Raw genomic sequence first — 25,702 nt, forward strand, 5'->3', positions numbered from 1 at the left:
TGGCACCCGGCAGGTCGAGGCCGCCTCCGCCAACCTCACCGAGCTCGCCCAGGCCCTCATGGCCCTGGCCGAACGATACCGGCACTGAGGCGGGCGCCCCGTTGGCCGAGGATATCCGCAAGCTCCTGCTCGCCGCCTTCGACGTCGAGCACCGGGAGCACGTCGCGGCGATCCGCGGGGCGCTCGGCAGCGCCACGCCGGACTGGAACGACGTCTTCCGCCGCGCCCACAGCCTGAAGGGCGCCTCCCGCGCCGTCGATCTCCCGGCGGTCGAGGCGGTGGCCCACCGTCTCGAGACGCTGTTCGAGGGCGTGCGCACCGGCGCCACCGCCCTCGACCGCGAGGCGGCCAACGCCGTCCACCTCGCCCTCGACCGGATCGAGTCCTACGTCGCCGGCCTCACCGACGGGTCCGGTCCGGACATGCCGGCCGACGCCCTGGCGGCCCTCGGCCACGTCCTCCGGCTCCCGGGCGAGACGCCGCCGGCACAACCCGCACCACCCGCCCCGCTGCCGGATCCGAGTCCGAGCCCGCCACCGGGGGCCCCCGCCGCGCCGGCATCCCCGCCGGCCGCGACCGCCGCGCCGACACAGGCCGACCCCGCGCCGAAACCCGGCTCCGAGCCGCCGGAGGTCTCCGCGGCGATCCTGCGGGTGCCGGCGGAGGCCGTCGAGGCGCTGGCCCGGGCGAGCCACGATCTCGCCAGCACCCTGGCCGGCCAGGCGCCCGCGGCCGACGGCCTCGCCCGGCTCGCCCGCCTGGCCCGCGACCTGCGCGTCGGCGCCGAGGCCCTCGCGGCCGGGGCCGGCGCGGAGCGGCCCGAGTGGCGCGCCCTCGCGGCGCGCGCGGGCGCCTTCGCCCGGGAGGCCGCGGACCTGTCGCGGCGCCAAGCCTCCGCGACCAGCGCGGTCGAGGGCGCCGCGACCCGCGTCCGCGCGGCCGCCGAGCGCCTCGCCCTGGTCCCGGCCGAGACCGTCCTGGCCCCCCTCGCCCGGTCGCTGCGCGAGACCGCCCGGGAGCAGGGCCGCGAGGTCGATCTCGCGTTGCGGGGCCTCGACCTGCCGGTGGAGCGCGGCACGCTGCAGGCGCTGAAGGATCCGCTGCTCCACGCCCTGCGCAACGCCCTCAGCCACGGCTGGCAGGCGCCGGAGGTGCGGCGCGCGGCCGGCAAGCCGGAGGCCCTGGGCCTCGGGCTGGAGGTCGCGGTGCGCGGCGCCCGCCTGCAGGTCACCGTGTTCGACGACGGGCCCGGCCCCGACCTCGCCCGGATCGAGGCGACGGCCCGCGAGCGCGGCCTCCTCGGCCCCGCTTCCGCGGCCGAACCCGACACCCTGCTGCGCCTCGTGTTCGAGCCCGGCTTCTCCACCGCCGAGGCGGTCGACACCCTGTCGGGGCGCGGCTACGGCCTCTCGGTGGCCGCGGACGCCGCCCGCCAGCTCATGGGCAGCGTCCGCCTGGAGCCGCGCGACCCGGCCGGCACCGCCCTGATCTTCAGCCTGCCGCTCTCGGCGGCCCGGCGCAGCCTGCTGCTGGTCGAGGCGGCCGGGCGCAGCTACGCCCTCCCCGGGGGCGCCGTGGAGCGCCTCCTGCGCCTGCGGCGCGACGACCTGCCGGTCGCCATGGGCCGGACGATCGTGCGCCTCGGTGACGGGGACGCCGCGACGAGCCACCCGGTGACGGACCTCGCCGCGATCCTCGGACAGGTCGCCGACCCGGCCGATCCCGGCACGCTGACCGCCGTCGTCCTGCGGACCGGCGGCGGCCGTCTGGCCCTGGCGGTCGACCGCCTGCACGACGTCCGCCCGTTCCTGGTCCTGCCCGCGCCGGATTTCGGCGCCGATCCGGGTCTGATCGCCGGCACGGCGGTGCTGCACGGGGACGTGCCGGTGCTGGTCCTCGACCCCGAGGGGCTCGCTTCGCGCGCCCAGGCCGGGACATCGGGCGGCGCGCTCGGAACGATGGCGCCGGCTCCACGTTCGACGACTCACGCCGCGGCGGGCGCGTCCGCGCGCGCGACCATCCTGGTCGTCGACGATTCGATCACCACCCGGACTCTGGAGAAGGGAATCTTGGAAGCCGCCGGCTACCGCGTGGTCGTCTGCGTCGACGGGCAGGACGCCCTCGACCGGCTGCGCGCCGAGATCGAGCCCGTGAACCTGGTGCTCGCCGACGTGGAGATGCCGCGCCTCGACGGGTTCGGCCTCCTGAAGGCCCTGCGGGCCGACGAGCGCTTCGCCCGGCTCCCGGCGATCCTGATGACCTCCCGCGGGGATGCCGCCGACGTCGCCCGGGGCCTGGATCTCGGCGCCGACGCCTACCTGACCAAGCAGAAGTTCGACCAGCGCCAGCTGCTGGATACGATCGGGCAGCTCCTATGACCCCCGTCCGTGTGATGCTCGTGGAGGACAGCCTCGTGGTGCGCGAGCTGCTGCGCCACATCGTCTCCCGCGATCCCCGCCTCGAACTCGTGGCCGCGGTCGCCTCCGGCGAGGAGGCCCTCGACAAGCTCCGGACCGTGCGGCCGGACGTGATCTCGATGGACATCCGCCTGCCGGGGATCGACGGGCTGGAGACGACTCGCCGGATCATGGCCGAGCACCCGACCCCGATCGTCGTGGTGGCGGATTCGGTCGAGGATAACTCGCTGCGCATCTCGATGAACGCGCTCCGGGCCGGGGCCCTGTCGGTCGTCGAGAAGCCCGTGGCCACGACCCATGCCGGCTACGAGGGCGTGGCCGGCGAGATCTGCACGCAGCTGCGGATCATGGCCCAGGTTCCGGTCATCCGCCGCCGGCCGATCGGCACCGAGTGGGCCGGCCGCTCCGCCGTCGCGCCCCAGGCGCCGCTGGCCGACCTGTCCGGGCAGGTCCCGAGCCTCCTGGGCATCGCCGCCTCGACGGGCGGTCCCCCGGCGCTGGCGCGGGTGATCGGCGCCCTGCCCAAGGACTTCCCGCTGCCGGTCCTGGTCGTCCAGCACATGGGCGCGGCCTTCATGGACGGGTTCGCCAGCTGGCTCGACAGCGTCGTCGCCCTCCCGGTCTCCCTCGCCCAGGACGGCGAGCGCGCCGAACCCGGCCGGGTCTACGTGGCCCCGGGCGACCGCCACCTGGAGATCGGCTCCGGCCGGATCCTGCGGGTGATCGATTCCGCGCCGGTCTCCGGCCAGCGCCCGGCCGCCACCGTGCTGTTCCGGTCCATGGCCCGGCAATCCGGCCCCTCCGGCATCGGCGTGCTGCTCACCGGCATGGGCGAGGACGGGGCCCTGGGCCTCGCCGACATGCACAGGGCCGGCGCCCAGACCGTGGCCGAGCACGAGAGCACCGCCGTGGTCTACGGCATGCCGGCGGCGGCCGTGCGTCTCGGGGCCGCCCGCGCCGTCCTGCCCCTCGACCGCGTTGCCGACCACGTCCTGCGCCTCGTGGATGCGGGGGCGCGGCCGTGAGCGAGGCCGGCCCGGCGGAGGTGCCGGCCCGGATCCTGCTGGTCGAGGATTCGGAGACGCAGGCCCTGGAACTGCGCCTGCTGCTGGAGGCGCACGGCTTCGCGGTGGAGCGCTGCGCCTCCGCCGAGACCGCCCTCGATCACCTCAACCGCAGCCAGCCCGACCTCGTGGTGGCCGATTACCACCTGCCGGGCATGAACGGCGACGAGCTGATCCGGCAGATGCGCCTGTCGCTGCGCACCCGGGCCCTGCCGGTCCTGATGCTGACCGGCGGCAGCGGCGGCGAGCGCCAGGGTCTGGAGAGCGGCGCCGACGCCTACCTGCCGAAATCCGCCGACCGCGACCTGATGATCCTGCGCATCCGCGCCCTGCTGCGCGAGCGCCGGCCGACGACCGACGGTGAGGGACCGGGCGCCGCCGCGTTCCGGCGCGGGCGGGTCCTGGTGATCGACGGCAGCGCCACCTACCGGACCTTCCTCGCCGGCGTGATGGGCCAGGACGGCCACCACGTGGCGAGCGTCGACGGGCCGGAGGCGGCCCTGGCCGCCCTGGACGCGGCCGCCGGCGACGAGGCCTTCGACTGCGTGACGGTCGATCTCCTGGGGCACGCCTATGACGGCCTCGCCCTGTGCCGGGCGATCAGCCAGCGGCGCTCGGGACAGGCGGCCGGCGCGGGCTTCCACCTCGTCGGCATCGCCGGCAGCGATCCCGCTAAGGACTTCCTCGTCGAAGCCTACGCGGCCGGCGCCGACGACGTGGTCTCGAAGACCGACGCCGAGGTCCTGGCCCTGCGGGTCCGTGGCTTCGTGCGGCGGCGGCTCCTGGAGGAGGACGACCGGCGCATCGCCGGCCAGTTCGGCGAGCGCGAGCGGGCGGTGGAGCGCGCCCGCGCGGAGGCCGACGCGGCCGAGGCCCGAGCGGGCCTCGCCGACGCCCTGGAGCGGGCCAACCGCGACCTCGCCGACGCCAACCGCCAGCTCACCGAGGCGCAGTCCAAGCTCGTCCAGGCCGCCAAGATGGCCTCGCTCGGCGAGCTGGTGGCGGGAATCGCCCACGAGATCAACAATCCCCTGGCCTTCATCCTGGCCCACCAGGGCACCGTCGAGCGCCTGCTCGGCGAGTTGCCGGGCGCTGCTCCGGAGGCCGCCACTCGCGCCATCGACAAGGCCCGGCAGCGGGTCGGCTCGATGCGGATGGGGCTGACCCGCATCCAGGATCTGGTGCTGAACCTCCGGAAGTTCTCGCGCCTCGACGAGGGCGAGCGCGCCCTGGTCAACGTGCCGGAGGCGATCGAGACGGTGCTCGCGCTGATCCAGCACAAGCTCGGCGAGCGCATCGCCGTGGAGCGCAGCTTCACGGGCCGCGCCGAGATCCACTGCACCCCGGCGCTCCTCAACCAGGTGGTGATGAACATCCTGGGCAACGCCGCCGACGCCATGCCGGAGGGCGGCACGATCCGGATCACGACCCAGTCGAACCCCGAACTCGACGAGATTCGCATCAGCGATACCGGGCCTGGCATCCCGGATACGCTGCGTGAGAAGATCTTCGAGCCGTTCTTCACGACGAAACCGGTCGGATCCGGCACGGGCCTGGGTCTTGCGATTGCCTACAGCGTCGTTCAAGCGCATAGCGGCTCGCTCACCGTGGAGACGGCCCCGGGTGGGGGAGCCTGCTTCGTGATCGGGATTCCGCGGCAGGCGGCCAGTGCATGAGTGACGGTACGGCAGGTGTAGGGACGATCCTGGCCGTCGACGACGAGCCGGACATCCTGATCGCCCTGGAGGACCTGTTCGAGGATTCCTACCGGGTTCTGACGACCTCGCGCCCGGCCGAGGCGCTGGAAATCCTGCGCGCCGAGCCCGACATCGCCGTCGTGCTCTCGGACCAGCGGATGCCGGGCCTCACCGGCGACGCGCTCCTCGCCGAGGCCCGCAGCTTCCACGATGCGCAGGCGATCCTGCTGACCGGCTACGCCGACATCACCGCGGTGATCGCCGCCCTCAACCGCGGCGGCATCGTCGGCTACGTCACCAAGCCCTGGGACGCGGGCCTGCTTCGCTCCACCGTCCGGCAGGCCTTCGAGCGCCACCGCCTCGGCCGGGACCTCGCCACCGAGCGGGCTCTCCTGCGCGGCCTCCTCGACCACGCCCAGGACGCGATCAGCTTCAAGGACGCGGAGGGCCGCTTCGTCCGGCTGAACGGCCGCAAGGCCGCCCTCCTCGGCCACGACGTCGCTGCCAGCCTCGGGCGGCGCGAGGCCGACCTCCTCGGCCCGAAGGCCGAGCCCGTGACGGCGGCGGACGCGGCCGCGATCCGGTCCGGCGCGGTGGCCGAGAGCCTGATCAGCGACGGCCCGACCGGCGCCGAGCAGTGGAGCCACGTGACGCGGGTGCCGATCCGCGACGCGGGCGGGGCGATCAGCCACCTCGCGACGATCGAGCGCGACGTGACCGAGCAGCGGACCCTGGAGGCGCGCCTGCGCCAGTCGGACAAGATGCAGGCGCTGGGCACCCTCGCGGGCGGCATCGCGCACGATTTCAACAACCTGCTGACCGCGATCCTCGGCAGCCTCGAGCTCGCCGGCCCGAAGGTCGCCGACCAGCCGCGGGTCCAGCGCCTGATCGAGAACGCCCGCGGCGCCGCCGAGCGCGGGGCGTCCCTGACCAAGCGCCTCCTGAGCTTTAGCCGCGCCCACGACCTCCAGGCGCGCGCCGTCGACGTGAACACCCTGATCTCCGGGATGAGCGACCTGTTCGGACGCAGCCTCGGCGGTCTCGTGACGGTCCGGACCGACCTCGCGGACGGCCTGCCGGCGGTCCAGGTCGATCCGGACCAGCTCGAACTCGCCGTGCTCAACCTCTGCATCAACGCCCGCGACGCCATGCCGGACGGGGGGGCGATCACGGTCGCGACGCGCCGGCTCGCGATCAGCGGCGATCCCGAGATCGCCGACGGCACCTATCTCGGCATCAGCGTCACCGACGAGGGCACCGGCATCCCGGAGGAGATCCTGCGCCGGGTCTGCGAGCCGTTCTTCACCACCAAGGCCGTCGGCCAGGGCACCGGGCTCGGCCTCGCCATGGTGTTCGGCCTCGCGCAGCAATCCAAGGGCCGGCTGGCGATCGACAGCGTGGTCGGTCGGGGCACCCGCGTGGAACTCGCCCTCCCCTTCGCGGATCAGGCGCCCGAGCAGGCGCCCGAGGCCGCCGGCACCGTCCCGGTCGCCGGCCGGCGGGCCCGCGTTCTGATCGTCGACGACGATTCGCAGGTGCGCCACGTGACGGCCTCGTTCCTCACCGGCTTCGGCCACAGCACCACGGAAGCCGGCGACGGCGAGGCCGCGCTCCGGCTCCTCGAGGCGGACCGCTACGACATCGTCGTCGCCGACCTCGCCATGCCCGGCATGAGCGGCATCGAGCTGGCCGCCGAGATCCGCGAGCGCGATCCGCGCCTGCCGGTCCTGATCCTCACCGGACATGCCGAGGCGATGCAGATCCCCGACGACCTGCCGGTGCTCACGAAGCCGTTCCGCTCCGCGGACCTCGCGGCCCGGGTCGCCACGCTGCTCGACGGCGGAGCCGGACCCGTCGGCTGACGGGGGCTTGCAACCAATCGATTGCCGGCTCATTCTCTCCTCGTGGGGCCCGCAGGCCCCGGATTACGAAGAGGAGGTGGACCATGAGCAATCACGGCATCTTCCCGCGCCGCAGGCGTGACAACGATCTCGACCAGGACGGTCCACCGGACGAGTCCCGGCAGGGATAGGGGTTTTCGGAGCGCGGCGCGGTCGAGTTCCCGGCCTGTCTGAGACGGGCCGCCAGGGCGAGCTCCCGCGACCATCCGAGACGTGGACCCTGCTTCAGACCCGTCGGCGCGAGCCGGCGGGTTTTTTGTTGTTCGCGCGTCGACATGGCGATCGCGGCGAGGAGCCGAAACGCGAGAAGCCGCCCCGGAGGGTCCGGGACGGCTTCTCAAAGACTAGGAGCGACGGGACGCCCCGTGCCGATCAGGCGGCTTCGGAGACCTGGCTCGGACCGGAATCCTTGCCGCGGGCCTCGACGTCGCGGTCGACGAACTCGATCACCGCGAGCGGGGCGTTGTCGCCCTGGCGGAAGCCCGCCTTCATGATCCGGCAGTAGCCGCCCGGACGACCCTTGTAGCGCGGGCCGAGCACGGTGAAGAGCTTCTTGACCATGTCGGCGTCGCGGAGCTGCGCCATGGCGAGGCGGCGGGTGTGCACGCTGTCGATGCGGCCCAGCGTGATCAGCTTCTCGACGACCGGACGCAGGTCCTTCGCCTTCGGCAGGGTGGTGATGATCTGCTCGTGCTTGATCAGCGCGGCGGACATGTTGGCGAACATCGCCTTGCGATGCTCGGCGGTGCGGTTGAAACGGCGGCCGCGGTAGGCGTGACGCATGGTGCTGGCTTCCTTCTCATCTCGGCCGCCGTGCCACGGTACGGCCGGGTGCCCCGGGAACGGGGCGGTTCACTCCGCGTGACCCCGCGGCGGGTTTCGTTGGGGACTTGGCGTCGTCGCCGCGGGTCCCGGGTCAGGATGGGCCGAACCGGCGGCGCGGTGCGGCGCCGCCCGGTTCAGCTCGAGGCGGCTTCGCCTCTCAGTAGTGTTCCTCGAAGCGCTTGGCGAGATCCTCGATGTTCTCCGGCGGCCAGCCGGGGATGTCCATGCCGAGATGCAGGCCCATGCCGGCGAGCACTTCCTTGATCTCGTTGAGCGACTTGCGGCCGAAGTTCGGGGTCCGCAGCATCTCGCCCTCGGACTTCTGGATGAGGTCGCCGATGTAGACGATGTTGTCGTTCTTCAGGCAGTTCGCCGAGCGGACCGACAGCTCCAGCTCGTCGACCTTCTTGAGCAGCGCCGGGTTGAAGGGCAGCTGCGGCGCGAGCGGCGCGGCCTCTTCCTTGCGCGGATCCTCGAAGTTCACGAAGACCTGCAGCTGGTCCTGGATGATGCGCGCCGCGTAGGCGAGCGCGTCCTCCGGCGAGACCGCGCCGTTGGTCTCGACCGTCATGGTCAGCTTGTCCTTGTCGAGATCCTGGCCCTCGCGGGTCGTCTCGACGCGGTAGCTGACCTTGGTGACCGGCGAGAACAGCGAGTCGACCGGGATCAGGCCGATCGGCGCGTCCTCGGGACGGTTGCGCTCGGCCGGGACGTAGCCCTTCCCGGTGGCGACGGTGAACTCCATGCGGATCTCGGCGCCGTCGTCGAGGGTGCAGATCACGAGGTCGGGGTTCAGGATCTGGATGTCGCCGACCGTGCCGATGTCACCGGCGGTGACGAGGCCCGGGCCGGTCTTGCGCAGGGTCATGCGCTTGGGCGCGTCGGTCTGCGAGCGGATCGCGATGGTCTTGATGTTGAGGACGATGTCGGTGACGTCCTCGCGCACGCCCGGGATCGACGAGAACTCGTGCAGCACGCCGTCGATCTGCACCGAGGTCACGGCGGCGCCCTGGAGCGACGACAGGAGCACGCGGCGCAGGGCGTTGCCCAGCGTCGTGCCGAAGCCGCGCTCGAGCGGCTCGGCGACGACCGTGGCGACCCGCTTCGGGTCGTCGCCGGTCGTGACCTGCAGCTTGTTCGGCTTGATCAGTTCCTGCCAATTCTTCTGAATGACCACGATCCTACCTCTCGTCCTTGCCCGGGATCCGCGACGCCCGTCCCCGCGCTTCGGCCACTCGGTGCCGCCCCCTGGCGCCCCGAACGGTCCCTGAAATCCGTATCCGCCGTTACTCGCCGCCGACCCACAGCACCGGCACGAAGCTGTAGCCAGCCCCATCCCGATCCACGTAGCCGAGCGCCGGGAACTCGAGATGGCCGCCGGCGATGAGCGTGCGCTCGCGGGCCACCTCGTCCAGGATCCGCTTGCGCGTCTCCCGCGCCTGGTCGCCGTCGACGTCGAAGCCGACGCCGGCCTCCGGGTTCTTGAACTGGATCGCCGGCAGGTGCACCACGTCGGTCCACATCATCAGCGCCTGTCCACCGGAGACGATGCGGAAACCGCAATGGCCCGGCGTGTGGCCGGGCAGATGGACCGCCGTGATCCCCGGAAGGACCTCGCCGCCGCGATGCTCGCGCACCTTGCCGGCGTAGGGAGCCAGGGACTTGCGGGCGCCCTCGAAGTAGGGCTTCGCGGCCTCCGGCGCCTTGGCCAGGGCCTCGTCCGGAAGCCAGTGTGCCGCCTCGTCGGCGTGCAGCACGATCTCGGCGTTCGAGTAGCGCGCCGCGCCGTCCTTCACGAGACCGCCGACATGGTCGGGGTGCAGGTGACTGACCAGCACCGTGCCGATCTCCTCCGGCGCGACGCCGGTCAGCGCGAGCGCTGCGCCGGCGCGACCCAGGGTCGGTGCCGGGGCGAGGTCGCCGTAGCCCGTGTCGATCAGGGTCGGCTTGAGGCCCGGACCCGTGATCAGGAAGGCGTTCAGCGTGATCTTGGGCTGCTCCGTGCGGAAACCCGCCACCTGGAGCCGCCCGGCCTCCTCCTTGGAGATGCCCGTGACGAGATCGAGGCTGGCCTGAAACCAGCCGTCATTGAGCGCGGTGACCGTGAGGTCCCCGAGGTTCCAACGCAGCACGCCCGGAAGCGGCTTCGATCCCGTCATGAACTTCTCCGTCAAGAGGCTTCGATCAGACGCGGCGGCGCTTGCGCGGCCGGCAGCCGTTGTGCGGGATCGAGGTGACGTCGCGGATCGAGGTCACCGTGAAGCCCGCGGCCTGCAGGGCGCGGAGCGCCGACTCGCGGCCCGAACCCGGACCGGACACCTCGACCTCAAGGGTGCGCATGCCGTGCTCGGCGGCCTTGCGGCCAGCATCCTCGGCGGCGACCTGGGCGGCGTACGGGGTCGACTTGCGCGAGCCCTTGAAGCCCATCGCACCGGCGGACGACCACGAGATCGTGTTGCCCTGCGCGTCCGTGATGGTGATCATCGTGTTGTTGAACGAGGCGTTCACGTGGGCGACGCCCGACACGATGTTCTTGCGCTCGCGGCGGCGGACGCGTTGCGGTTCCTTAGCCATTCTGGTCTCACTCTTCCTTCAGGCACGCCCGTAACACCAGGCGCTCGGGATTCTTTTTGGGACTTGGCCGGAGCACCCGTGCAGGGCGGTCGAGCCGGCGCCAGACCCGTTGCGGGACACCTGGCGCGACGGGAAGGAGGCCGAGCGGAGCACGGCCTCCCAGTTCCAAAAACTTACTTCTTCTTGCCGGCGATCGGCTTCGCCTTGCCCTTGCGGGTGCGGGCGTTGGTGTGGGTGCGCTGGCCGCGGACCGGCAGCTGCTTGCGGTGACGCAGACCGCGGTAGGCGCCGAGATCCATCAGGCGCTTGATGTTCATCGAGACTTCGCGGCGCAGGTCGCCCTCGACGAGATAGTCGCGATCGATCGTCTCGCGGATCGACAGAACCTCGGCGTCGGTCAGCTGGTTGACGCGACGCTCGGCGGGGATGTTCACCTTCTGGGTGATTTCCTCGGCCTTCTTGGCGCCGATGCCGTGGATGTACTGGAGCGCGATGACGACGCGCTTGTTGGTCGGGATGTTGACGCCTGCGATACGGGCCACGATCACTCTCCATGTGAGACCCGGAGATCCGGGCCGGTGTCGCGCGCGTCCGGTGGAGGCCGGCCCCTGCGCACGTGAAACGACGACGCGGCCCGCGGGCGGCCCTGGACAGGGCACCTCGGACCATCGTTCGGTTGGACGAAGGAGGGCCTGCTAGCGCGCGGGCGGCCCGTTGTCAACGACGGGTCGGCACGGCCTCGCCCCGTCACGCGCGCGTCGGGGCGCCCTGGGATCTGGTCGAGGAGTGGAGATGGCGGTTCTGACGAGCGACGGCGCGACCCTGCGGGCCTTCGCCGATTCGGTGCTGCGCGCCGCCGAGGAGACCCTGGAGGAGGTCATGCCGGTGACTCTGGCGGTGATCGGCGGCGTTCTCGCCGAGGCGGAGCCTGGCTCGGTCGCGCTGCAGGACGCGGATGGTGGTCCGCCCCTGCTCTGGGCGACCTTCGCCGGTCGCCGCATGGTGTTCCGCTACAACACGATGACGGCGATGATCGAGCTGCGCGACGGCACCGCGGAGGGCTACCCGTTGCGCCTGTTCGGCCACCGGTCGCTCCAGATGGACGTCGTCAATTTCTTCGGCAGCCTCCGCAGGGAGGGCCGGATCTGAGCCACGCCCCCGACGGGCGGCCGCCCGCGCCTCAGCGAAAGCCCTGATTCCGCAGCCGGCAAGTGCGGCCCATGTCCTGGTAGCCCGCCGGGCAGCGGCGGGCGCAAGTCCCCGCCAGATACTTCAGCGGCGGCCGGCAGGCGTTGCGGAACCGCTTCTGGCCGTACACGAAGGACTGGGCCGGACTCTGCGCGAAGGCCGGCAGCGGCGGGAGGGCCACCGCGAGCAGGAGGGAGGCGGTGGCGAGGAGGCGGACGGTCATGGCGTTTCCGATCGTGGACCCGCCCCATAACCCCCAGGGACACCGCCGGGTTCACGGGCGCGCTGAAACGGCCGGTCAGCGCGCCGCGATCGCCCTCAGGAGGCGACGCGCTCCTCGTGAGGCTCCAGTGTCGCCATCAGGTCGGCCGTGACCTTGTCGATCGGCTGCATGCCGTCGATGGTCTCCAGCATGCCCTTCTGCGCGTAATAGGCGGAGAGGGGCGCCGTCTGGGCGCGGTACGCCTCGAGCCGCTGCTTGAACACCTCGGGGGTGTCGTCCTTCCGCACGGCCTGGCCGCGGGCCAGGGTCTCGGCGGCGCGCTTCTCGATGCGGCCGACCAGGGCGTTCTCGTCGACCTTCAGCTCGATGACGGCGGAGAGGCTCAAGCCCTTGCTCGCCAGCATCTCGCTGAGCGCTTCCGCCTGCGCGACCGTGCGCGGGAAGCCGTCGAGGATGAAGCCGCGGCGGGCATCCGGCTCCTCGATCCGATCGGCGACGATGCCGACCACGATCCGGTCGGAGACGAGACCGCCGGATTCCATCACCGCCTTTGCCTCGAGGCCGACCGGCGTGCCGGCAGCTACCGCGGCGCGCAGCATGTCCCCCGTCGACAGCTGCGGGATGCCGAAGCGCTGTACGATCCGCTCGGATTGCGTCCCCTTCCCCGCACCGGGCGGCCCGAGCAGAATGATGCGCATGGCGTTGTCCTCGTTCGGCCCACTCTCTCAGTGGGCACAAGCCGTGGTGGCGAAGCCTCCCTGGCATCGCCGGGTTCGGGGTTTTCTAGCCGGTCCGGGCCGGTGAGGCATCCAGACCTTTGGGCCAGAGGCGGGAGCGTCCTCGGAGTCCGGCCGCCTCTGTAGCAGGCTCAGCGCCGCCGTTGCGTGGTCGACGCGCCACGCAGCTTGGCCTTCTTCACGAGGCCCTCGTACTGATGGGCCATCAGGTGCCCGTGCACCTGCGCCACCGTGTCCATCGTGACCGAGACCACGATGAGCAGGGACGTGCCGCCGAAGCCGAGGCTGGCCGCGGCGTAGGACGACAGGATCTCTGGGCAGAGGCACACGAAGGTCAGGTACAGGGCACCGATCACCGTGATGCGGGTCAGCACCTTGTCGATGAAGGCCGCGGTGCGCTCGCCCGGCCGGATGCCCGGGATGAAGCCGCCATGCTTCTTCAGATTGTCGGCCGTCTCCTGCGGATTGAAGACGACTGCGGTGTAGAAGAACGTGAAGAAGATGATCAGCGCCGCGTAGAGCACCATGAACAGCGGGGTGCCGTGGCCGAGATAGGCCGTGACCGTGCCGAGCCAGCCCGTGGCGCCCCCGTTGGCCGAGAAGCTCGCGGCGGTCGCCGGCAGCAGCAGCAGCGACGAGGCGAAGATCGGCGGGATCACGCCCGAGGTGTTGAGCTTGAGCGGCAGGAACGAGGTCTGACCCTCGTACATGCGGTTGCCGACCTGGCGCTTCGGGTAGTTGATCAGGAGCCGGCGCTGGGCGCGCTCCATGAACACGATGAAGTAGACGAGCGCGACGGCGGCGACGCCGACGCCCAGGATGATCGCCGGGGACAGGGCGCCGGTGCGGCCGAGCTCGAGCGCGCCCGCGATCGCCACCGGCAGGTGGGCCACGATGCCGGCGAAGATGATCAGCGACGAGCCGTTGCCGATGCCGCGCGAGGTGATCTGCTCGCCGAGCCACATCAGGAACAGGGTTCCGCCCGTCAGGGTGATCACCGTCGAGGCCAGGAAGAACGGACCCGGATCGATGGCGGCCGAGGAGCCCTGGAGGCCGATGGCGATGCCCCAGGACTGAACCAGCGCCAGCACCACCGTCAGGTAGCGGGTGTACTGGTTAATGACCTTGCGGCCCGACTCGCCCTCCTTCTTGAGCGCTTCCAGGCTCGGGATCACCGAGGTCAGGAGCTGCACGATGATCGAGGCCGAGATGTAGGGCATGATGTTCAGGGCGAAGATCGCCATGCGCTCCACGGCGCCGCCCGAGAACATGTTGAACAGGCCCAGCACGCCGCCCGCCTGCTGCTGGAAGTTCCGGGCGAACTGCTCCGGATCGATGCCGGGGATCGGGATGTACGTGCCCAGCCGGAACACCACGAGGGCGCCGAGCGTGAACCAGATGCGCTTCTTCAGCTCATCGGCCTTGGCGATCGCACCGAAATTGAGATTGGCGGCAAGCTGCTCGGCGGCTGAGGCCATAAGCGTCGCGTCCTGGACATGTCGCCGGGCGAAGGGTGCCCGGATGAAACGAAAAACGGCGGCCCGCGTGGTCGCAGGGCCGCCGCTCGAAGGATCGGCTTAAAGGGTGCGCGGAGCCCGTGCAACGGGTTCCGGAGTCGCTCCCGTCAGGCCGTGGCCGCCTCGCTGCCGCCGCGGGTGGAGGCACCCTGGGCGTAGACGGTGCTGACCGAGCCACCGGCCTTCTCGACCGCCTCGACGGCGGACTTGGAGGCGCGGGTCACCTCGAAGCTGAGCTTCGCGGTCAGCTCGCCGACGCCGAGCAGCTTCACGCCGTCACGGGGACGGGCGATGATGCCGGCGGCGACCAGGCTCTCCACCGTCACGGTGGCGGCCTTGTCGAGCTTGCCCGCGTCGACGGCCTCCTGGATCCGGCCGAGGTTCACCTCGTTCAAGTCCTGGGCGTAGAGGTTGTTGAAGCCGCGCTTCGGCAGGCGACGATGCAGCGGCATCTGACCGCCCTCGAAGCCCTTGATGGACACGCCGGTCCGGGCCTTCTGACCCTTCACGCCGCGACCCGCGGTCTTGCCCTTGCCGGAGCCGATGCCCCGACCCACGCGCATCCGGTTCTTGGTTGCGCCGGGGTTGTCGCTGATCTCGTTGAGCTTCATCGGGACCTCCTCACGCCACGTCGCCGTGGACGCGCACGAGGTGCGCAACCTTGCGGATCATGCCGCGAACGGAGGGAGTATCCTCCAGCTCGGACACGCGGTGGAGCTTGTTGAGCTTGAGGCCGATCAGCGTCTGGCGCTGGCTGGCCTCGCGGCGGATCGGCGAGCCGATCTGCTCGATGCGGACGGTCTTCTGTGCCATCGGACCCTCCCTTACGCGACCGCGGCTTCGGACTGGTCGGCCGGATCGGCATCGCGGCGACGCGACTGCAGCGTCGACACCTTGATGCCGCGGCGGGCCGCCACGGAGCGCGGGCTGTCCTCGTTCTTGAGCGCCTCGAAGGTGGCGCGCACGAGGTTGTAGGGGTTCGACGAACCCAGCGACTTGGCGACGACGTCCTGCATGCCGAGCGTCTCGAACACGGCGCGCATCGGGCCGCCGGCGATGATGCCGGTGCCCTGCGGGGCCGCGCGGAGAATCACCTTGCCGGCGCCGTGGCGGCCGTTGACGTCGTGGTGCAGGGTCCGGCCCTCGCGGAGGGAGACGCGGATCAGACCGCGCTTGGCGGCCTCGGTCGCCTTGCGGATGGCCTCCGGCACCTCGCGGGCCTTGCCGTGGCCGAAGCCGACGCGGCCCTTCTGGTCGCCGACGACGACGAGGGCGGCGAAGCCGAAGCGACGGCCGCCCTTGACCACCTTGGCGACGCGGTTGATGTGGACGAGCTTGTCCACGAACTCGCTGTCGCGCTCCTCGCGATCCTCGCGGCGGCCGCGGCCCCCGCCTTCACGTTCACGTGCCATGTTGTCTACCTGTCCATCTCACTGACGCGGCCGGCGGGGCCGCTCGCTCGATCGGGTTTCGGATATGCCGGGCGAAGAGGATCCGCCCGGCCCGCCGTCGTGACTTAGAACTCCAGGCCACCCTCGCGGGCGGCTTCGGCCACGGCGGCGACGCGGCCGTGGTAGATGTAGCCGGAGCGGTCGAAGATCACCTTCGTGACGCCCGCCGCCTTGGCGCGCTCGGCGACGAGCTTGCCCACCGCCTTGGCGGCGGCGACATCGGCGCCGGTCTTCAGTTCGCCCTTGAGCGCCTTGTCGATCGACGAGGCCGAGGCCAGCGTCTTGCCGGCGACGTCGTCGATGACCTGCACGTAGATCTGCTTCGACGAGCGGAACACCGAGAGTCGCGGACGGCCGTTGGCGGCGGCCCGCAGCGCGCGGCGGACGCGCGCCTTGCGGCGATCGAGGGCTTCGAGCTTGCGAGACATGATGCCCTCCTTACTTCTTCTTGCCTTCCTTGCGGAAGATGAACTCGCCCGCGTACTTCACGCCCTTGCCCTTGTAGGGCTCGGGTCCGCGGTAGTCGCGGATCTCGGCGGCGACCTGACCGACCTGCTGGCGGTTGATCCCGGAGATCGTGATCTCGGTGGGCTTCGGGGTAACGATCGTGATCCCGGCCGGGATCGCGTACTCGATGTCGTGGCTGTAGCCGAGCGACAGCTTGAGCGCCTTGCCGGCCATCGCGGCGCGATAGCCGACGCCGGTGATCTCGAGCTTCTTCTCGAAGCCCTTCGAAACACCCTCGGCGATGTTGGCGATCTGCGCCCGCGACATGCCCCACAGGGAGCGCGCCGGCTTGGACTGGTTGACGGGCTGCACTTCGATGGCGCCGTCCTTCATCGCCACGTTGACGAGCGACGGAACGACGAACGACAGCTCGCCCTTCGAACCCTTCATCTTCACCGTCTGACCGGTGACCGTGGCGGTAACGCCGGCCGGTACGGGGACCGGCTTCTTGCCTACGCGAGACATGGGATAACCTCCTCCGTCCCGATCAGAACACGGTGCAGAGCACTTCACCGCCGACGTTGCGCTCGCGCGCCTCGTGGTCGGCCATGACGCCCTGCGGGGTGGAGACGATGGTGACGCCGAGGCCGTCGGCCACGTGCGGCAGCTCGCCGACCGACGAGTAGACCCGGCGGCCCGGCTTCGAGACGCGCTTGATCTCGCGGATCACGGGACGCCCGTCGTAGTACTTGAGCTCGATGGCGAACTCGGTGCGGCCGTTGCCGAGGTCGGTCGCCGCGTAGTCGCGGATGTAGCCCTCGGACTTCAGGACGTCGAGGACGCTGGCGCGCAGGCGCGAGCCGGGCGTCTGGACGACGTTGCGACGGCGCAGCTGGCCGTTGCGGATGCGGGTGAGCATGTCGCCCACGGGATCGTTGACCATGGGGACCTCCTTACCAGCTCGACTTGACCAGGCCGGGGATCAGGCCCCGGTTGCCAAGCTCGCGCAGCGCCACGCGCGAGATGCCCATCTTGCGGTAGTAGGCGCGCGGACGGCCGGTCATGCCGCAACGGTTGCGGATGCGCGTGGCCGACGAATTGCGCGGCAGTTCCGCGAGCTTGAGGCGCGCCTCGAAGCGCTCCTCCATCTCGAGGGCGTCGTTGTTGGCGATCTCGAGGAGCGCCTTCCGCTTGGCCGCGAAGCGCTTCACCAGCGCCTTGCGGGCCTCATTCTTCTCGACTGAGCTTTTCTTCGACATGTCGTCTATCTCCGGTGTCCGCGTCTGAGACCCGAGGGCCTCACTGCCGGAACGGGAACTTGAAGGCGGCGAGCAGCGCCTTGGCCTCGGCATCGGTCTTGGCGGTGGTCGCCACGACGATGTCCATGCCCCACATCTGCTCGGCCTTGTCGTAGGAGATCTCCGGGAACACGAGGTGCTCCTTGAGACCCAGGGCGTAGTTGCCGCGGCCGTCGAACGAGCGCGGGTTCAGGCCGCGGAAGTCACGCACGCGCGGCAGCGCGATGGTGATCAGCCGGTCCATGAACTCGTACATGCGCTGCTTGCGCAGGGTCACCTTGCAGCCGATCGGCATGCCCTCGCGGACCTTGAAGGTCGCGATGGCCTTGCGGGCCTTGGTGATGACCGGCTTCTGGCCGGCGATCAGGGCGAGGTCGCCCGCCGCCACCGAGGCCTTCTTCGAGTCCGCGGTGGACTCGCCGACGCCCATATTGATCACGATCTTCGTGATCTGCGGCACTTCCATGGGGTTCTTGTAGCCGAACTCTTCGATCAGCTTCTGGCGAACCACCTCGTCGTAGTGCTTGCGCAGGCGCGGGGTGTAGGCGTTCTTGTCGGCCTCAGCCATCGATCTGATCCCCCGTGGTCTTGGCGAACCGGACCTTGCGCCCGTCTTCGAGGATGCGGAAACCCACGCGGGTCGGCTTGCCGTTGGCATCCGCGACCGCGATGTTCGAGAGCTGGATGGCGGCCTCCTTGGAGATGATGCCGCCTTCCTGGTTCTGGGTCTGCTTCTGGTGCTTCTTCACCAGGTTGATGCCGCGCACGAAGGCCCGGCCTTCCTTCGGCAGAACCTGGATCACCTCGCCCGACCGGCCCGAATCGCGGCCGGTGAGCACGACGACCTTGTCGCCCTTCTTGATCTTGGCGGCCATTACAGCACCTCCGGAGCCAGGGAGATGATCTTCATGTGGTTGCGGGCGCGGAGTTCGCGCGGCACCGGTCCGAAGATACGGGTGCCGATCGGCTCCTTCTGATTGTTGATCAGGACCGCGGCGTTCTTGTCGAAGCGGATCACCGAACCGTCGGCGCGCTTCACGTCCTTCGCCGTGCGGACGACGACCGCCTTCATGACGTCGCCCTTCTTGACGCGACCGCGCGGGATCGCCTCCTTGACGGAGACGACGATCACGTCGCCGACGCCGGCATACTTGCGCTTCGACCCGCCGAGAACCTTGATGCACATCACACGGCGTGCACCCGAGTTGTCGGCGACGTCCAGATTCGTCTGCATCTGGATCACGTGCGTGACTCCTTGTTTCAGGCGGGTTTCCGCACACGGACGGTATTGCCCGGCGGACGACGCCTGATGGGGACCTGACGTCCCCGGCTCATGTGTTCGACCGCGCTGGCGGTGTCGTCAGACACCGGCGCGGTCACCGCGTTCACGGGGTGCGAGCACCCATCGGAAATGTCGCGAAGGCCGGGCGCATACTACGGGCCGCGGGTGATGGCAAGCGGAGCGGCGGGAAATCGTCGCCGCCGCATAGGGGGCCTGATCCGGCTTCGGGGCTGGTCCGCGGCGCCGCGCGGCTCGATCGCTGCGGTGCCCGCCCGTCCGGCCGCGGAACGCGAGCCCTGAACGTGCGACGACCGGCGCGCCTCTCGGCGCGCCGGTCGGTTGACGTGCAGCGTTCGGGGTCGATCAGATCGGTTGGCCGGCCGTCTCAAACAGGAACCCGTCGAGGCTCGGGATGGTGACCGAGGCTCCGCTCGCGGGCCTCGACAGGCGCCAGGGCCGCTCCGACCGGGCGCGAATCGCCTCGGACGGGCGAAGCCGCCGCATCAGGCCGTCCTCGCCGACCTCTTCGATCGCCAGGAAGCCGTAGACCTGCAGCCGCGAGGCGGTGAGCTTGAGGCCGCGATCCTCCGCGGCGACGACCATGCTGCCAGTCGCGTAGACAGCGTCCAGGAGGGAGCGCTGCTCGCTGCGGCGACGGTTGCGCGCCTCCCGCTCGCCGGGGGCCTGGGCGGGAATCGGCCGCCGGAACGGAACGACGTTGCTGACCGCGACGCAACCCATACGCAACACCCTCGACGCGAACCTGCGGCGGCGAGTTGGCCGCCCGATGTGCGCGACAATTCGATGGATCGCTTTAATTCTCCGTAGACCGTGCCGGCGCGCACCTGCCCCGATCCGGTACGCCTTGCACGTGTGCCCCGATAAATCGGTCGTGTCCCGCGAGCCGGCTCGGGCGCGTCGGCCGGCCGCTCCGTCACGGGGTGCGATGTGCCGCGACCTTGCCGGTATTCGTCAGCCGGGCGGCCAGCCCGTCGAGACCGGCGCAGAGGATGCCGTACACGGCACCGACGAAGAGGAAGATCTCGGCCGGGTAGACCATCGCGCGGTTGTTCACCTGCGCCGCCACGAAGGCGAGTTCGGGCACGCCGATCACGTAGGCGAGCGACGTGTCCTTGATGAGCGTGGTCCACTGGTTGACGAAGGACGGTGCCATGGCCCGCAGCGCCTGCGGGAGGACGACGAAGCGCAGGGTGCGCCAGGGGTCGAGGCCGAGCGCGAGGCCGGCCTCCCACTGACCACGGCCGACGCTCGCGATGCCCGCCGCCACCCCGTGGGACAGGTAGGCGCCTCCGACGAGCGCCAGCGCCACCGCGACCGTGCCGATCTCGGGGATCGACACGCCGAACAGGATCGGCAGCAGGAAGTAGGTCCAGAAGATCAGCATCACGACCGGCACGGCGCGGAGGAAGCCGAGCCCGGCGGTGAGCGCTGCCCGGGCCGCGCCCGCGCTCACGGCCAGGGTGACGCCGAGGACGAGCCCGAGCGCGGCCGAGGCCAGACCGGACAGGCCGGAGAGGATCAGCGTCAGGGCCAGCCCGCCGACCGGCCCGTCGGGCCAGGCCCCGACCATCAGGTAGCCGAGATTGTCGACGATGACCGACGGATTCATCGGTTCCGGCCCGGTCGACGGGCGCGGCGGTCGAGCATCTGCCCGGTCGTCTCCGCGGCGGCGGCCACGCCGACGTAGAGCAGCGTCGCGATGCCGAAGGCCTGGAAGGTCTGGAAGGTCTCGGTCTCCACCTGCCGGGACGCGTAGGACAGCTCCGCGAGGCCGATCGTCATGGTCAGCGACGTGTTCTTGAGCGTGTTGAGGTATTGGCCGACGATGGGTAGCCAGGCGACGCGCAGGGCCTGGGGCAGGACGATCTGGCGGAACGCCTGGACGGGCGTGAGGCCGAGGGCCAGGGCCGCCGCCCGCTGAGCGGGCCGGACGGCCCTGATGCCGGCGCGGAGTTCCTCGGCGATGTAGGCGCCCGCGTAGAGCGTGAGCCCGCAGAACCCGGCGAGGCTCTCGTAAGCGGGCCAGCCCAGGAACCCGAATCCCAGGTCCAGGACGTGCGGCGCGTTGAGCCAGGCCGTCACGCCCTGCGGCAGGGCGGCAACCACCGCGAAGTACCAGACGAAGAGTTGCACCAGCAGCGGCGTGTTGCGGACGATGCCGACGGAGACGGCCACGGCGCCGCGCCCGGCGCGCCCGCCCGCCTCGCGCAGCCCGCACGCCGCGAGGCCCAGCACCGTGCCGGCAAGGCAGGTGGCTGCCGACAAGGTCAGGGTCGTCCCGAAGCCTTGCAGCAGCCAGACGAGGTAGCGCGGCGCGAGTGGATCGCCGAACAGCGCGGCCATCGTCGTCGTGCCGCCCCGGTCAGGGACGGTCCCCGATCCGGAACAGGCGCGGCAGCGGCTGCTCAGTCGCGGGCCCGAACCAGCGATCATAGATCGCCGCTGCCCTACCGCTCGACTCCAGGCCGCGCAGGGTCTCGTTCACGCGGTCCCGGAGCCGCGCCTCATCCTTCGGGATGCCGACGCCGATATAGTCGTTGGAGATGCTGAAGGCGGGGATCTCGTAGTTCTGCCGGTCCGGCACCTTCGCGAGCAGCCCGACCAGCTTCGGGCCGTCCTGCGTGATCGCCTGGACATTGCCGTTGCGCAGGGCCGTGAATGCGAAGGGCGTGTCGTCGAAGGCGACCACGACCGCCTTCGGGAAGTCGCGGCGCAGGACGATCTCGTTGGTGGTGCCCTTGTCTGCACCGATTCGAAGCCCATTGAGCTGCTCCGGCGACGACAGGGTGCCCTTCCTGGCCAGGAACTGCTGGCCGGAGGCGAAGTACGGGATGCTGAAATCGAGCTGCTTCGCCCGATCGTCCGTGATGGTGAAGTTCGCCAGAACCAGATCGACCTTGCCGGAGATCAGGAGCGGGATACGATTCGCCGGGTTGGTGGGCCGGATCTCCAGCTTGACGCCGAGCGAGTCAGCGATGGCCTGCGCGTAGTCGATGTCGAGGCCGGCGATCCGTTTCGTCGCGGGATCGACGAAGCCGAACGGCGGGTTGCTGTCGAAGGCGGCGACCCGGAGAACGCCGGCCTTTCTGATGTCGTCCAGACGGTCGGCCGTTGCGGGGCCGACCGACAGGAGGGTCGCGAGAACGAGGGCGAAGAGGCGGCGCACGCGTGACTCCATCGGATGGTTCGGGGCCGGTACAGGCAGAGCGATGATCAAATATCGCGAATATTGCAGTCTAAATCGCGTCAGACTTCTGAGTTGACGTATAAATCGATCTGTTCTTGTCTATTGGCGCAAAATCAGAGGATGCCAGCAGGATTTATCTCGACAGCCAGCGCATTTCATCTTTAGAGAACACGAAAATCAACGGAGAAAGATTCTATTTTTTCCTCGCGGGCGGGTGCCGCTCGCCGAAAGATCTGGCGGCTGCGGGGCAGATTTTCCTGCTGCGCCCGGGCACGGCCCGAGGCTGCGCCGAAGTCCCGCCGCCAAGTGGCCGGCCTGCCCCGGCTTCCGTTGACGGGACGAGGCGCCGTGCGCGATAGCGGTCCCTCGGCTCCGCCGTCGCGAAGGCTCGCCGATCGCGGGCGCCGTGCGCGCCCTTGACCGATCCTTAACCTCCGCCGCGGTGCAGTTTTCTGCCGTGACCGCATTGACCTGCGGCGCAACGGCGTCTAGAAGCGCGCCACTTCGGACGGCCATCGGCTGCCGACGGCCCTTGGGCGCAACCCCGGAAGCCGCCGCCATCGCCCCGAGCGCTCCGAGGGTTCAAATCGCCTGACGCTGTAAGTCAGATCCGTAGGTACGAGCGCGTTCGTTTCGGGCGTGCTCCTCTGCCCACACCGCGCCGAGGGTCCGTGACAGGCCCTCCGGCGCATATTCGTTTTGCGGACTGCCCTGCGCAGTTCGGACTAGGTGACCGAGGAAGAGGGCACAGGATGCCGACGATCAACCAGCTGATCGCCCAGCCGCGGAAGATCCAGCGGAGCCGCAACAAGGTTCCGGCGCTCGACGCTTGCCCGCAGAAGCGCGGCGTCTGCACCCGCGTTTACACGACGACCCCGAAGAAGCCGAACTCGGCGCTCCGGAAGGTCGCCAAGGTGCGCCTCACCAACGGTTTCGAGGTGATCGGCTACATCCCGGGCGAGGGTCACAACCTTCAGGAGCACTCCGTGGTGATGATCCGCGGCGGCCGCGTGAAGGATCTTCCGGGTGTGCGCTACCACATCCTGCGCGGCGTGCTCGACACGCAGGGCGTGAAGAACCGCAAGCAGCGCCGGTCGAAGTACGGCGCCAAGCGCCCGAAGTGAGTCGGACGCCCGGATATTTCCCGGGCGCCGGTACGCGTTTCCACGGCCTCGCAAGGATGTCGCCGGCCTCAGGGCTGAGGCGGCCTGCGCGGGGCGCTTAAGATCTTTTCGTTCGAGAGTCTCAGAAGATGTCCCGTCGTCACTCTGCCGAGAAGCGTGAGATCATCCCGGACCCGAAGTACGGGGACGTGGTGCTGACGAAGTTCATGAACTCCATCATGTACGAGGGCAAGAAGTCGACCGCCGAGCGGATCGTCTACGGTGCCTTTGACATCGTCGAGAACCGCGCCCGCGCCAACCCGATCGAGGTGTTCCGCGCCGCGCTCGACAACGTCGCCCCGATGATCGAGGTCCGCTCCCGCCGCGTCGGCGGCGCGACCTACCAGGTCCCCGTCGAGGTCCGCACCGAGCGCCGCCAAGCCCTCGCGATCCGCTGGCTGATCCAGGCCGCGCGTTCGCGCAACGACCGCACCATGGTCGAGCGCCTCTCGGCCGAGCTGCTCGACGCCGCGAACAACCGCGGCAACGCCGTCAAGAAGCGCGAAGACACGCACCGGATGGCGGAAGCCAACCGCGCCTTCTCGCACTACCGCTGGTAAGCGGTTCCGCCGTCTCTCAGGAGCAATTCGATGCCCCGCACGCACGCGATCGAGGACTACCGCAACTTCGGCATCATGGCCCACATCGATGCCGGCAAGACCACGACGACCGAGCGGATCCTCTACTACACCGGAAAGTCCCACAAGATCGGCGAGGTCCATGAGGGCGCCGCCACCATGGACTGGATGGCGCAGGAGCAGGAGCGTGGCATCACGATCACCTCGGCTGCGACGACCTGCTTCTGGCGCGACAAGCGCCTGAACATCATCGACACCCCCGGCCACGTCGACTTCACCATCGAGGTGGAGCGCTCGCTCCGCGTGCTCGACGGCGCCGTCTGCGTGCTCGACGGCAACCAGGGCGTCGAGCCGCAGACCGAGACCGTGTGGCGTCAGGCCGACAAGTACGACGTGCCGCGCGTCGTGTTCGTCAACAAGATGGACAAGATCGGCGCCGACTTCTTCAAGTGCGTCGCCGACATCATCGACCGCGTCGCCGGCAAGCCCGTCTGCCTGCAGCTGCCGATCGGCGCCGAGTCGAGCTTCCAGGGCGTGATCGACCTCATCAAGATGAAGGCGATCGTCTGGTCGGGTGAGGCGCTCGGCGCCAACTTCGACGAGACCGAGATCCCGGCCGACCTCAAGGACCAGGCCGTCGAGTACCGCACCAAGCTGGTCGAGGCCTGCGTCGAGCTCGACGACGACGCCATGGCCGCCTACCTCGACGGCAACGAGCCCGACGAGGCCACCATGCGCGTCCTGGTGCGCAAGGCCGTCCAGCTGCGCGCCTTCCACCCGGTGCTCTGCGGCTCGGCGTTCAAGAACAAGGGCGTGCAGCCGCTCCTCGACGCCGTCGTGGACTACCTGCCCTCCCCGGCCGATCGCGGCGAGATCAAGGGCATCGACTTCAAGACCGAGGAAGAGACCGTCCGTCACCCGTCGGATGCGGATCCCTTCTCCATGCTCGCCTTCAAGATCATGGACGATCCCCACGTCGGCACGATCACCTTCTGCCGCGTGTACTCGGGCAAGGTCGAGACCGGCGCCAACGTGCTGAACTCGTCGCGCGACAAGAAGGAGCGCGTCGGCCGCATGCTCCTGATGCACGCCAACAACCGCGAGGACATCAAGGAGGCCTTCGCGGGCGACATCGTCGCGCTGGCCGGCCTCAAGGACACCCGCACGGGCGACACCCTCTGCGACCCGCAGAAGGCTGTGATCCTCGAGAAGATGGAGTTCCCCGAGCCCGTCATCGAGATCGCCGTCGAGCCGAAGTCGAAGGCCGACCAGGAGAAACTCGGCATCGCGCTCTCGAAGCTCGCCGCCGAGGACCCGTCCTTCCGCGTCTCCACCGACCAGGAATCCGGCCAGACCATCCTCAAGGGGATGGGCGAGCTCCACCTGGACATCAAGGTCGACATCCTGCGCCGCACCTACAAGGTCGACGCGAATATCGGCCAGCCGCAGGTCGCCTACCGCGAGAAGCTGACCCGCCGGCAGGAGATCGACTACACGCACAAGAAGCAGACCGGCGGTACCGGTCAGTTCGCCCGCGTTAAGTTCGTCGTCGAGCCGAACGAGCCGGGCGCCGGCTTCTCGTTCGAGTCGAAGATCGTCGGCGGCGCGGTGCCCAAGGAGTACATCCCGGGCGTCGAGAAGGGCCTCAACTCGGTCCTCGGCGCGGGCGTCCTCGCCGGCTTCCCGGTGGTCGACGTCAAGGTCGAGCTGGTCGACGGCGCCTACCACGACGTCGACTCCTCGGCGCTCGCCTTCGAGATCGCCTCCCGCGCCGCCTTCCGCGAGGCGCTGCAGAAGGGCGGCTCGGTCCTGCTCGAGCCGGTGATGAAGGTCGAGGTCGTCTCGCCGGAGGAGTACACCGGCTCGGTCATCGGCGACCTGAACGCCCGCCGCGGCCAGATCCAGGGCCAGGACATGCGGGGCAACGCCAACGTCATCAACGCGATGGTGCCGCTGGCCAACATGTTCGGCTACGTGAACCAGCTGCGCTCCTTCTCGCAGGGCCGCGCCAACTTCACGATGCAGTTCGATCACTACGAAGAGGTGCCGCGCGGCGAGGCCGACAAGGTCATCGCCAAGTACGCCTAAGCATCTTTTCTTCCGCAACGCGAATTCGAATCTAGGAGGCTCTG

The 25,702-nt window shown here is 69.9% G+C and carries 30 protein-coding genes; 8 read left to right on the top strand and 22 right to left on the bottom strand.

What is annotated here, in order from left to right:
* The first annotated feature begins 101 nt into the window (after positions 1 to 101).
* Genes ACLBYG_RS30140 through ACLBYG_RS30155 form a run of 4 tightly spaced genes read left to right on the top strand, consistent with a single transcriptional unit; the run spans position 102 to position 7,040 of the window.
* Positions 102 to 2,378, top strand: a complete 2,277-nt coding sequence (locus ACLBYG_RS30140; RefSeq protein ID WP_447683918.1) for a hybrid sensor histidine kinase/response regulator — start codon at positions 102 to 104, stop codon at positions 2,376 to 2,378.
* A complete protein-coding gene (gene cheB, locus ACLBYG_RS30145) occupies positions 2,375 to 3,442 on the top strand; it encodes a chemotaxis-specific protein-glutamate methyltransferase CheB (protein WP_447683919.1) in 1,068 nt (355 codons plus the stop codon). The genes ACLBYG_RS30140 and cheB overlap by 4 nt, the downstream gene beginning before the upstream one ends.
* Positions 3,439 to 5,157, top strand: coding sequence for a response regulator (locus tag ACLBYG_RS30150; RefSeq protein WP_056531218.1), 1,719 nt, complete (start codon positions 3,439 to 3,441; stop codon positions 5,155 to 5,157). The genes cheB and ACLBYG_RS30150 overlap by 4 nt, the downstream gene beginning before the upstream one ends.
* Complete coding sequence (locus ACLBYG_RS30155; RefSeq protein WP_447683920.1) at positions 5,154 to 7,040, top strand: response regulator; 1,887 nt, start codon at positions 5,154 to 5,156, stop codon at positions 7,038 to 7,040. The genes ACLBYG_RS30150 and ACLBYG_RS30155 overlap by 4 nt, the downstream gene beginning before the upstream one ends.
* A gap of 411 nt (positions 7,041 to 7,451) precedes the next feature.
* Here the strand turns inward: ACLBYG_RS30155 and rplQ are convergent, their stop codons facing one another.
* From rplQ to rpsM, 5 genes are all read right to left on the bottom strand, one after another.
* Positions 7,452 to 7,862 (bottom strand): 50S ribosomal protein L17, encoded by a 411-nt coding sequence (gene rplQ / locus ACLBYG_RS30160; RefSeq protein ID WP_020096288.1) that lies wholly within the window; start codon positions 7,860 to 7,862, stop codon positions 7,452 to 7,454.
* A gap of 199 nt (positions 7,863 to 8,061) precedes the next feature.
* Positions 8,062 to 9,081, bottom strand: a complete 1,020-nt coding sequence (locus ACLBYG_RS30165) for a DNA-directed RNA polymerase subunit alpha (RefSeq protein WP_010686165.1) — start codon at positions 9,079 to 9,081, stop codon at positions 8,062 to 8,064.
* A 109-nt stretch (positions 9,082 to 9,190) separates the two neighbouring features.
* A complete protein-coding gene (locus ACLBYG_RS30170) occupies positions 9,191 to 10,063 on the bottom strand; it encodes an MBL fold metallo-hydrolase (RefSeq protein ID WP_447683921.1) in 873 nt (290 codons plus the stop codon).
* A gap of 25 nt (positions 10,064 to 10,088) precedes the next feature.
* Positions 10,089 to 10,478, bottom strand: a complete 390-nt coding sequence (rpsK, locus tag ACLBYG_RS30175) for a 30S ribosomal protein S11 (protein WP_010686167.1) — start codon at positions 10,476 to 10,478, stop codon at positions 10,089 to 10,091.
* 173 nt (positions 10,479 to 10,651) lie between these two features.
* Positions 10,652 to 11,020 carry a 30S ribosomal protein S13 gene (rpsM, locus tag ACLBYG_RS30180; protein WP_010686168.1) on the bottom strand — a complete coding sequence of 123 codons (369 nt, stop codon included), beginning with the start codon at positions 11,018 to 11,020 and terminating at the stop codon, positions 10,652 to 10,654.
* Positions 11,021 to 11,270: 250 nt separating this feature from the next.
* Here rpsM and ACLBYG_RS30185 point away from each other — a divergent pair, with 250 nt between their 5' ends.
* Positions 11,271 to 11,627: a hypothetical protein gene (locus ACLBYG_RS30185; protein WP_020096285.1), complete on the top strand. Its 357-nt coding sequence runs from the start codon at positions 11,271 to 11,273 to the stop codon at positions 11,625 to 11,627.
* 31 nt (positions 11,628 to 11,658) lie between these two features.
* On the opposite strand, the gene ACLBYG_RS30190 is transcribed toward ACLBYG_RS30185, so the two are convergent.
* The 17 genes from ACLBYG_RS30190 to ACLBYG_RS30270 all read right to left on the bottom strand — a co-directional run bounded on the left by ACLBYG_RS30190 (position 11,659) and on the right by ACLBYG_RS30270 (position 21,808).
* Positions 11,659 to 11,889, bottom strand: a complete 231-nt coding sequence (locus ACLBYG_RS30190; protein WP_020096284.1) for a hypothetical protein — start codon at positions 11,887 to 11,889, stop codon at positions 11,659 to 11,661.
* A 95-nt stretch (positions 11,890 to 11,984) separates the two neighbouring features.
* Complete coding sequence (locus ACLBYG_RS30195) at positions 11,985 to 12,587, bottom strand: adenylate kinase (RefSeq protein WP_020096283.1); 603 nt, start codon at positions 12,585 to 12,587, stop codon at positions 11,985 to 11,987.
* Positions 12,588 to 12,757: 170 nt separating this feature from the next.
* Positions 12,758 to 14,104, bottom strand: coding sequence for a preprotein translocase subunit SecY (gene secY, locus ACLBYG_RS30200; RefSeq protein ID WP_447683922.1), 1,347 nt, complete (start codon positions 14,102 to 14,104; stop codon positions 12,758 to 12,760).
* A 146-nt stretch (positions 14,105 to 14,250) separates the two neighbouring features.
* The gene (gene rplO, locus ACLBYG_RS30205; protein ID WP_020096281.1) at positions 14,251 to 14,754 is read right to left on the bottom strand and encodes a 50S ribosomal protein L15; all 504 of its coding nucleotides are present in this window, start codon (positions 14,752 to 14,754) and stop codon (positions 14,251 to 14,253) included.
* A gap of 10 nt (positions 14,755 to 14,764) precedes the next feature.
* Entirely contained in the window at positions 14,765 to 14,956 is a 192-nt protein-coding gene (gene rpmD / locus ACLBYG_RS30210; RefSeq protein ID WP_020096280.1) for a 50S ribosomal protein L30, read from the bottom strand.
* An 11-nt stretch (positions 14,957 to 14,967) separates the two neighbouring features.
* Complete coding sequence (gene rpsE / locus ACLBYG_RS30215) at positions 14,968 to 15,555, bottom strand: 30S ribosomal protein S5 (protein ID WP_012319173.1); 588 nt, start codon at positions 15,553 to 15,555, stop codon at positions 14,968 to 14,970.
* Between the two features lie 104 nt (positions 15,556 to 15,659).
* Positions 15,660 to 16,022 (bottom strand): 50S ribosomal protein L18, encoded by a 363-nt coding sequence (gene rplR, locus ACLBYG_RS30220; RefSeq protein ID WP_020096279.1) that lies wholly within the window; start codon positions 16,020 to 16,022, stop codon positions 15,660 to 15,662.
* Between the two features lie 10 nt (positions 16,023 to 16,032).
* Positions 16,033 to 16,566, bottom strand: coding sequence for a 50S ribosomal protein L6 (rplF, locus tag ACLBYG_RS30225; protein ID WP_447683923.1), 534 nt, complete (start codon positions 16,564 to 16,566; stop codon positions 16,033 to 16,035).
* 22 nt (positions 16,567 to 16,588) lie between these two features.
* A complete protein-coding gene (rpsH, locus tag ACLBYG_RS30230) occupies positions 16,589 to 16,984 on the bottom strand; it encodes a 30S ribosomal protein S8 (protein WP_010686178.1) in 396 nt (131 codons plus the stop codon).
* Positions 16,985 to 16,994: 10 nt separating this feature from the next.
* Positions 16,995 to 17,300 (bottom strand): 30S ribosomal protein S14, encoded by a 306-nt coding sequence (gene rpsN / locus ACLBYG_RS30235; protein ID WP_010686179.1) that lies wholly within the window; start codon positions 17,298 to 17,300, stop codon positions 16,995 to 16,997.
* Positions 17,301 to 17,340: 40 nt separating this feature from the next.
* Complete coding sequence (gene rplE, locus ACLBYG_RS30240) at positions 17,341 to 17,907, bottom strand: 50S ribosomal protein L5 (protein WP_020096277.1); 567 nt, start codon at positions 17,905 to 17,907, stop codon at positions 17,341 to 17,343.
* Positions 17,900 to 18,214 (bottom strand): 50S ribosomal protein L24, encoded by a 315-nt coding sequence (gene rplX, locus ACLBYG_RS30245; protein ID WP_012319178.1) that lies wholly within the window; start codon positions 18,212 to 18,214, stop codon positions 17,900 to 17,902. The genes rplE and rplX overlap by 8 nt, the downstream gene beginning before the upstream one ends.
* On the bottom strand, positions 18,214 to 18,582 hold the full coding sequence (gene rplN, locus ACLBYG_RS30250; RefSeq protein WP_010686182.1) for a 50S ribosomal protein L14: 369 nt from the start codon (positions 18,580 to 18,582) through the stop codon (positions 18,214 to 18,216). The genes rplX and rplN overlap by 1 nt, the downstream gene beginning before the upstream one ends.
* Positions 18,583 to 18,984: 402 nt before the next feature.
* On the bottom strand, positions 18,985 to 19,362 hold the full coding sequence (locus ACLBYG_RS30255; RefSeq protein WP_091683603.1) for a hypothetical protein: 378 nt from the start codon (positions 19,360 to 19,362) through the stop codon (positions 18,985 to 18,987).
* Between the two features lie 193 nt (positions 19,363 to 19,555).
* On the bottom strand, positions 19,556 to 20,251 hold the full coding sequence (locus tag ACLBYG_RS30260) for an amino acid ABC transporter permease (protein WP_447683924.1): 696 nt from the start codon (positions 20,249 to 20,251) through the stop codon (positions 19,556 to 19,558).
* Positions 20,248 to 20,985 (bottom strand): amino acid ABC transporter permease, encoded by a 738-nt coding sequence (locus tag ACLBYG_RS30265; protein ID WP_447683925.1) that lies wholly within the window; start codon positions 20,983 to 20,985, stop codon positions 20,248 to 20,250. The genes ACLBYG_RS30260 and ACLBYG_RS30265 overlap by 4 nt, the downstream gene beginning before the upstream one ends.
* A gap of 19 nt (positions 20,986 to 21,004) precedes the next feature.
* Complete coding sequence (locus ACLBYG_RS30270; RefSeq protein ID WP_447683926.1) at positions 21,005 to 21,808, bottom strand: ABC transporter substrate-binding protein; 804 nt, start codon at positions 21,806 to 21,808, stop codon at positions 21,005 to 21,007.
* 773 nt (positions 21,809 to 22,581) lie between these two features.
* Here ACLBYG_RS30270 and rpsL point away from each other — a divergent pair.
* The 3 genes from rpsL to fusA all read left to right on the top strand — a co-directional run bounded on the left by rpsL (position 22,582) and on the right by fusA (position 25,658).
* Complete coding sequence (gene rpsL, locus ACLBYG_RS30275; RefSeq protein ID WP_007557568.1) at positions 22,582 to 22,953, top strand: 30S ribosomal protein S12; 372 nt, start codon at positions 22,582 to 22,584, stop codon at positions 22,951 to 22,953.
* A 128-nt stretch (positions 22,954 to 23,081) separates the two neighbouring features.
* A complete protein-coding gene (gene rpsG / locus ACLBYG_RS30280; RefSeq protein ID WP_012319183.1) occupies positions 23,082 to 23,552 on the top strand; it encodes a 30S ribosomal protein S7 in 471 nt (156 codons plus the stop codon).
* A 30-nt stretch (positions 23,553 to 23,582) separates the two neighbouring features.
* Positions 23,583 to 25,658, top strand: coding sequence for an elongation factor G (gene fusA / locus ACLBYG_RS30285; protein ID WP_020096272.1), 2,076 nt, complete (start codon positions 23,583 to 23,585; stop codon positions 25,656 to 25,658).
* The last annotated feature ends 44 nt before the right edge of the window (positions 25,659 to 25,702 follow it).

Source organism: Methylobacterium sp. D53M, from assembly GCF_053345625.1.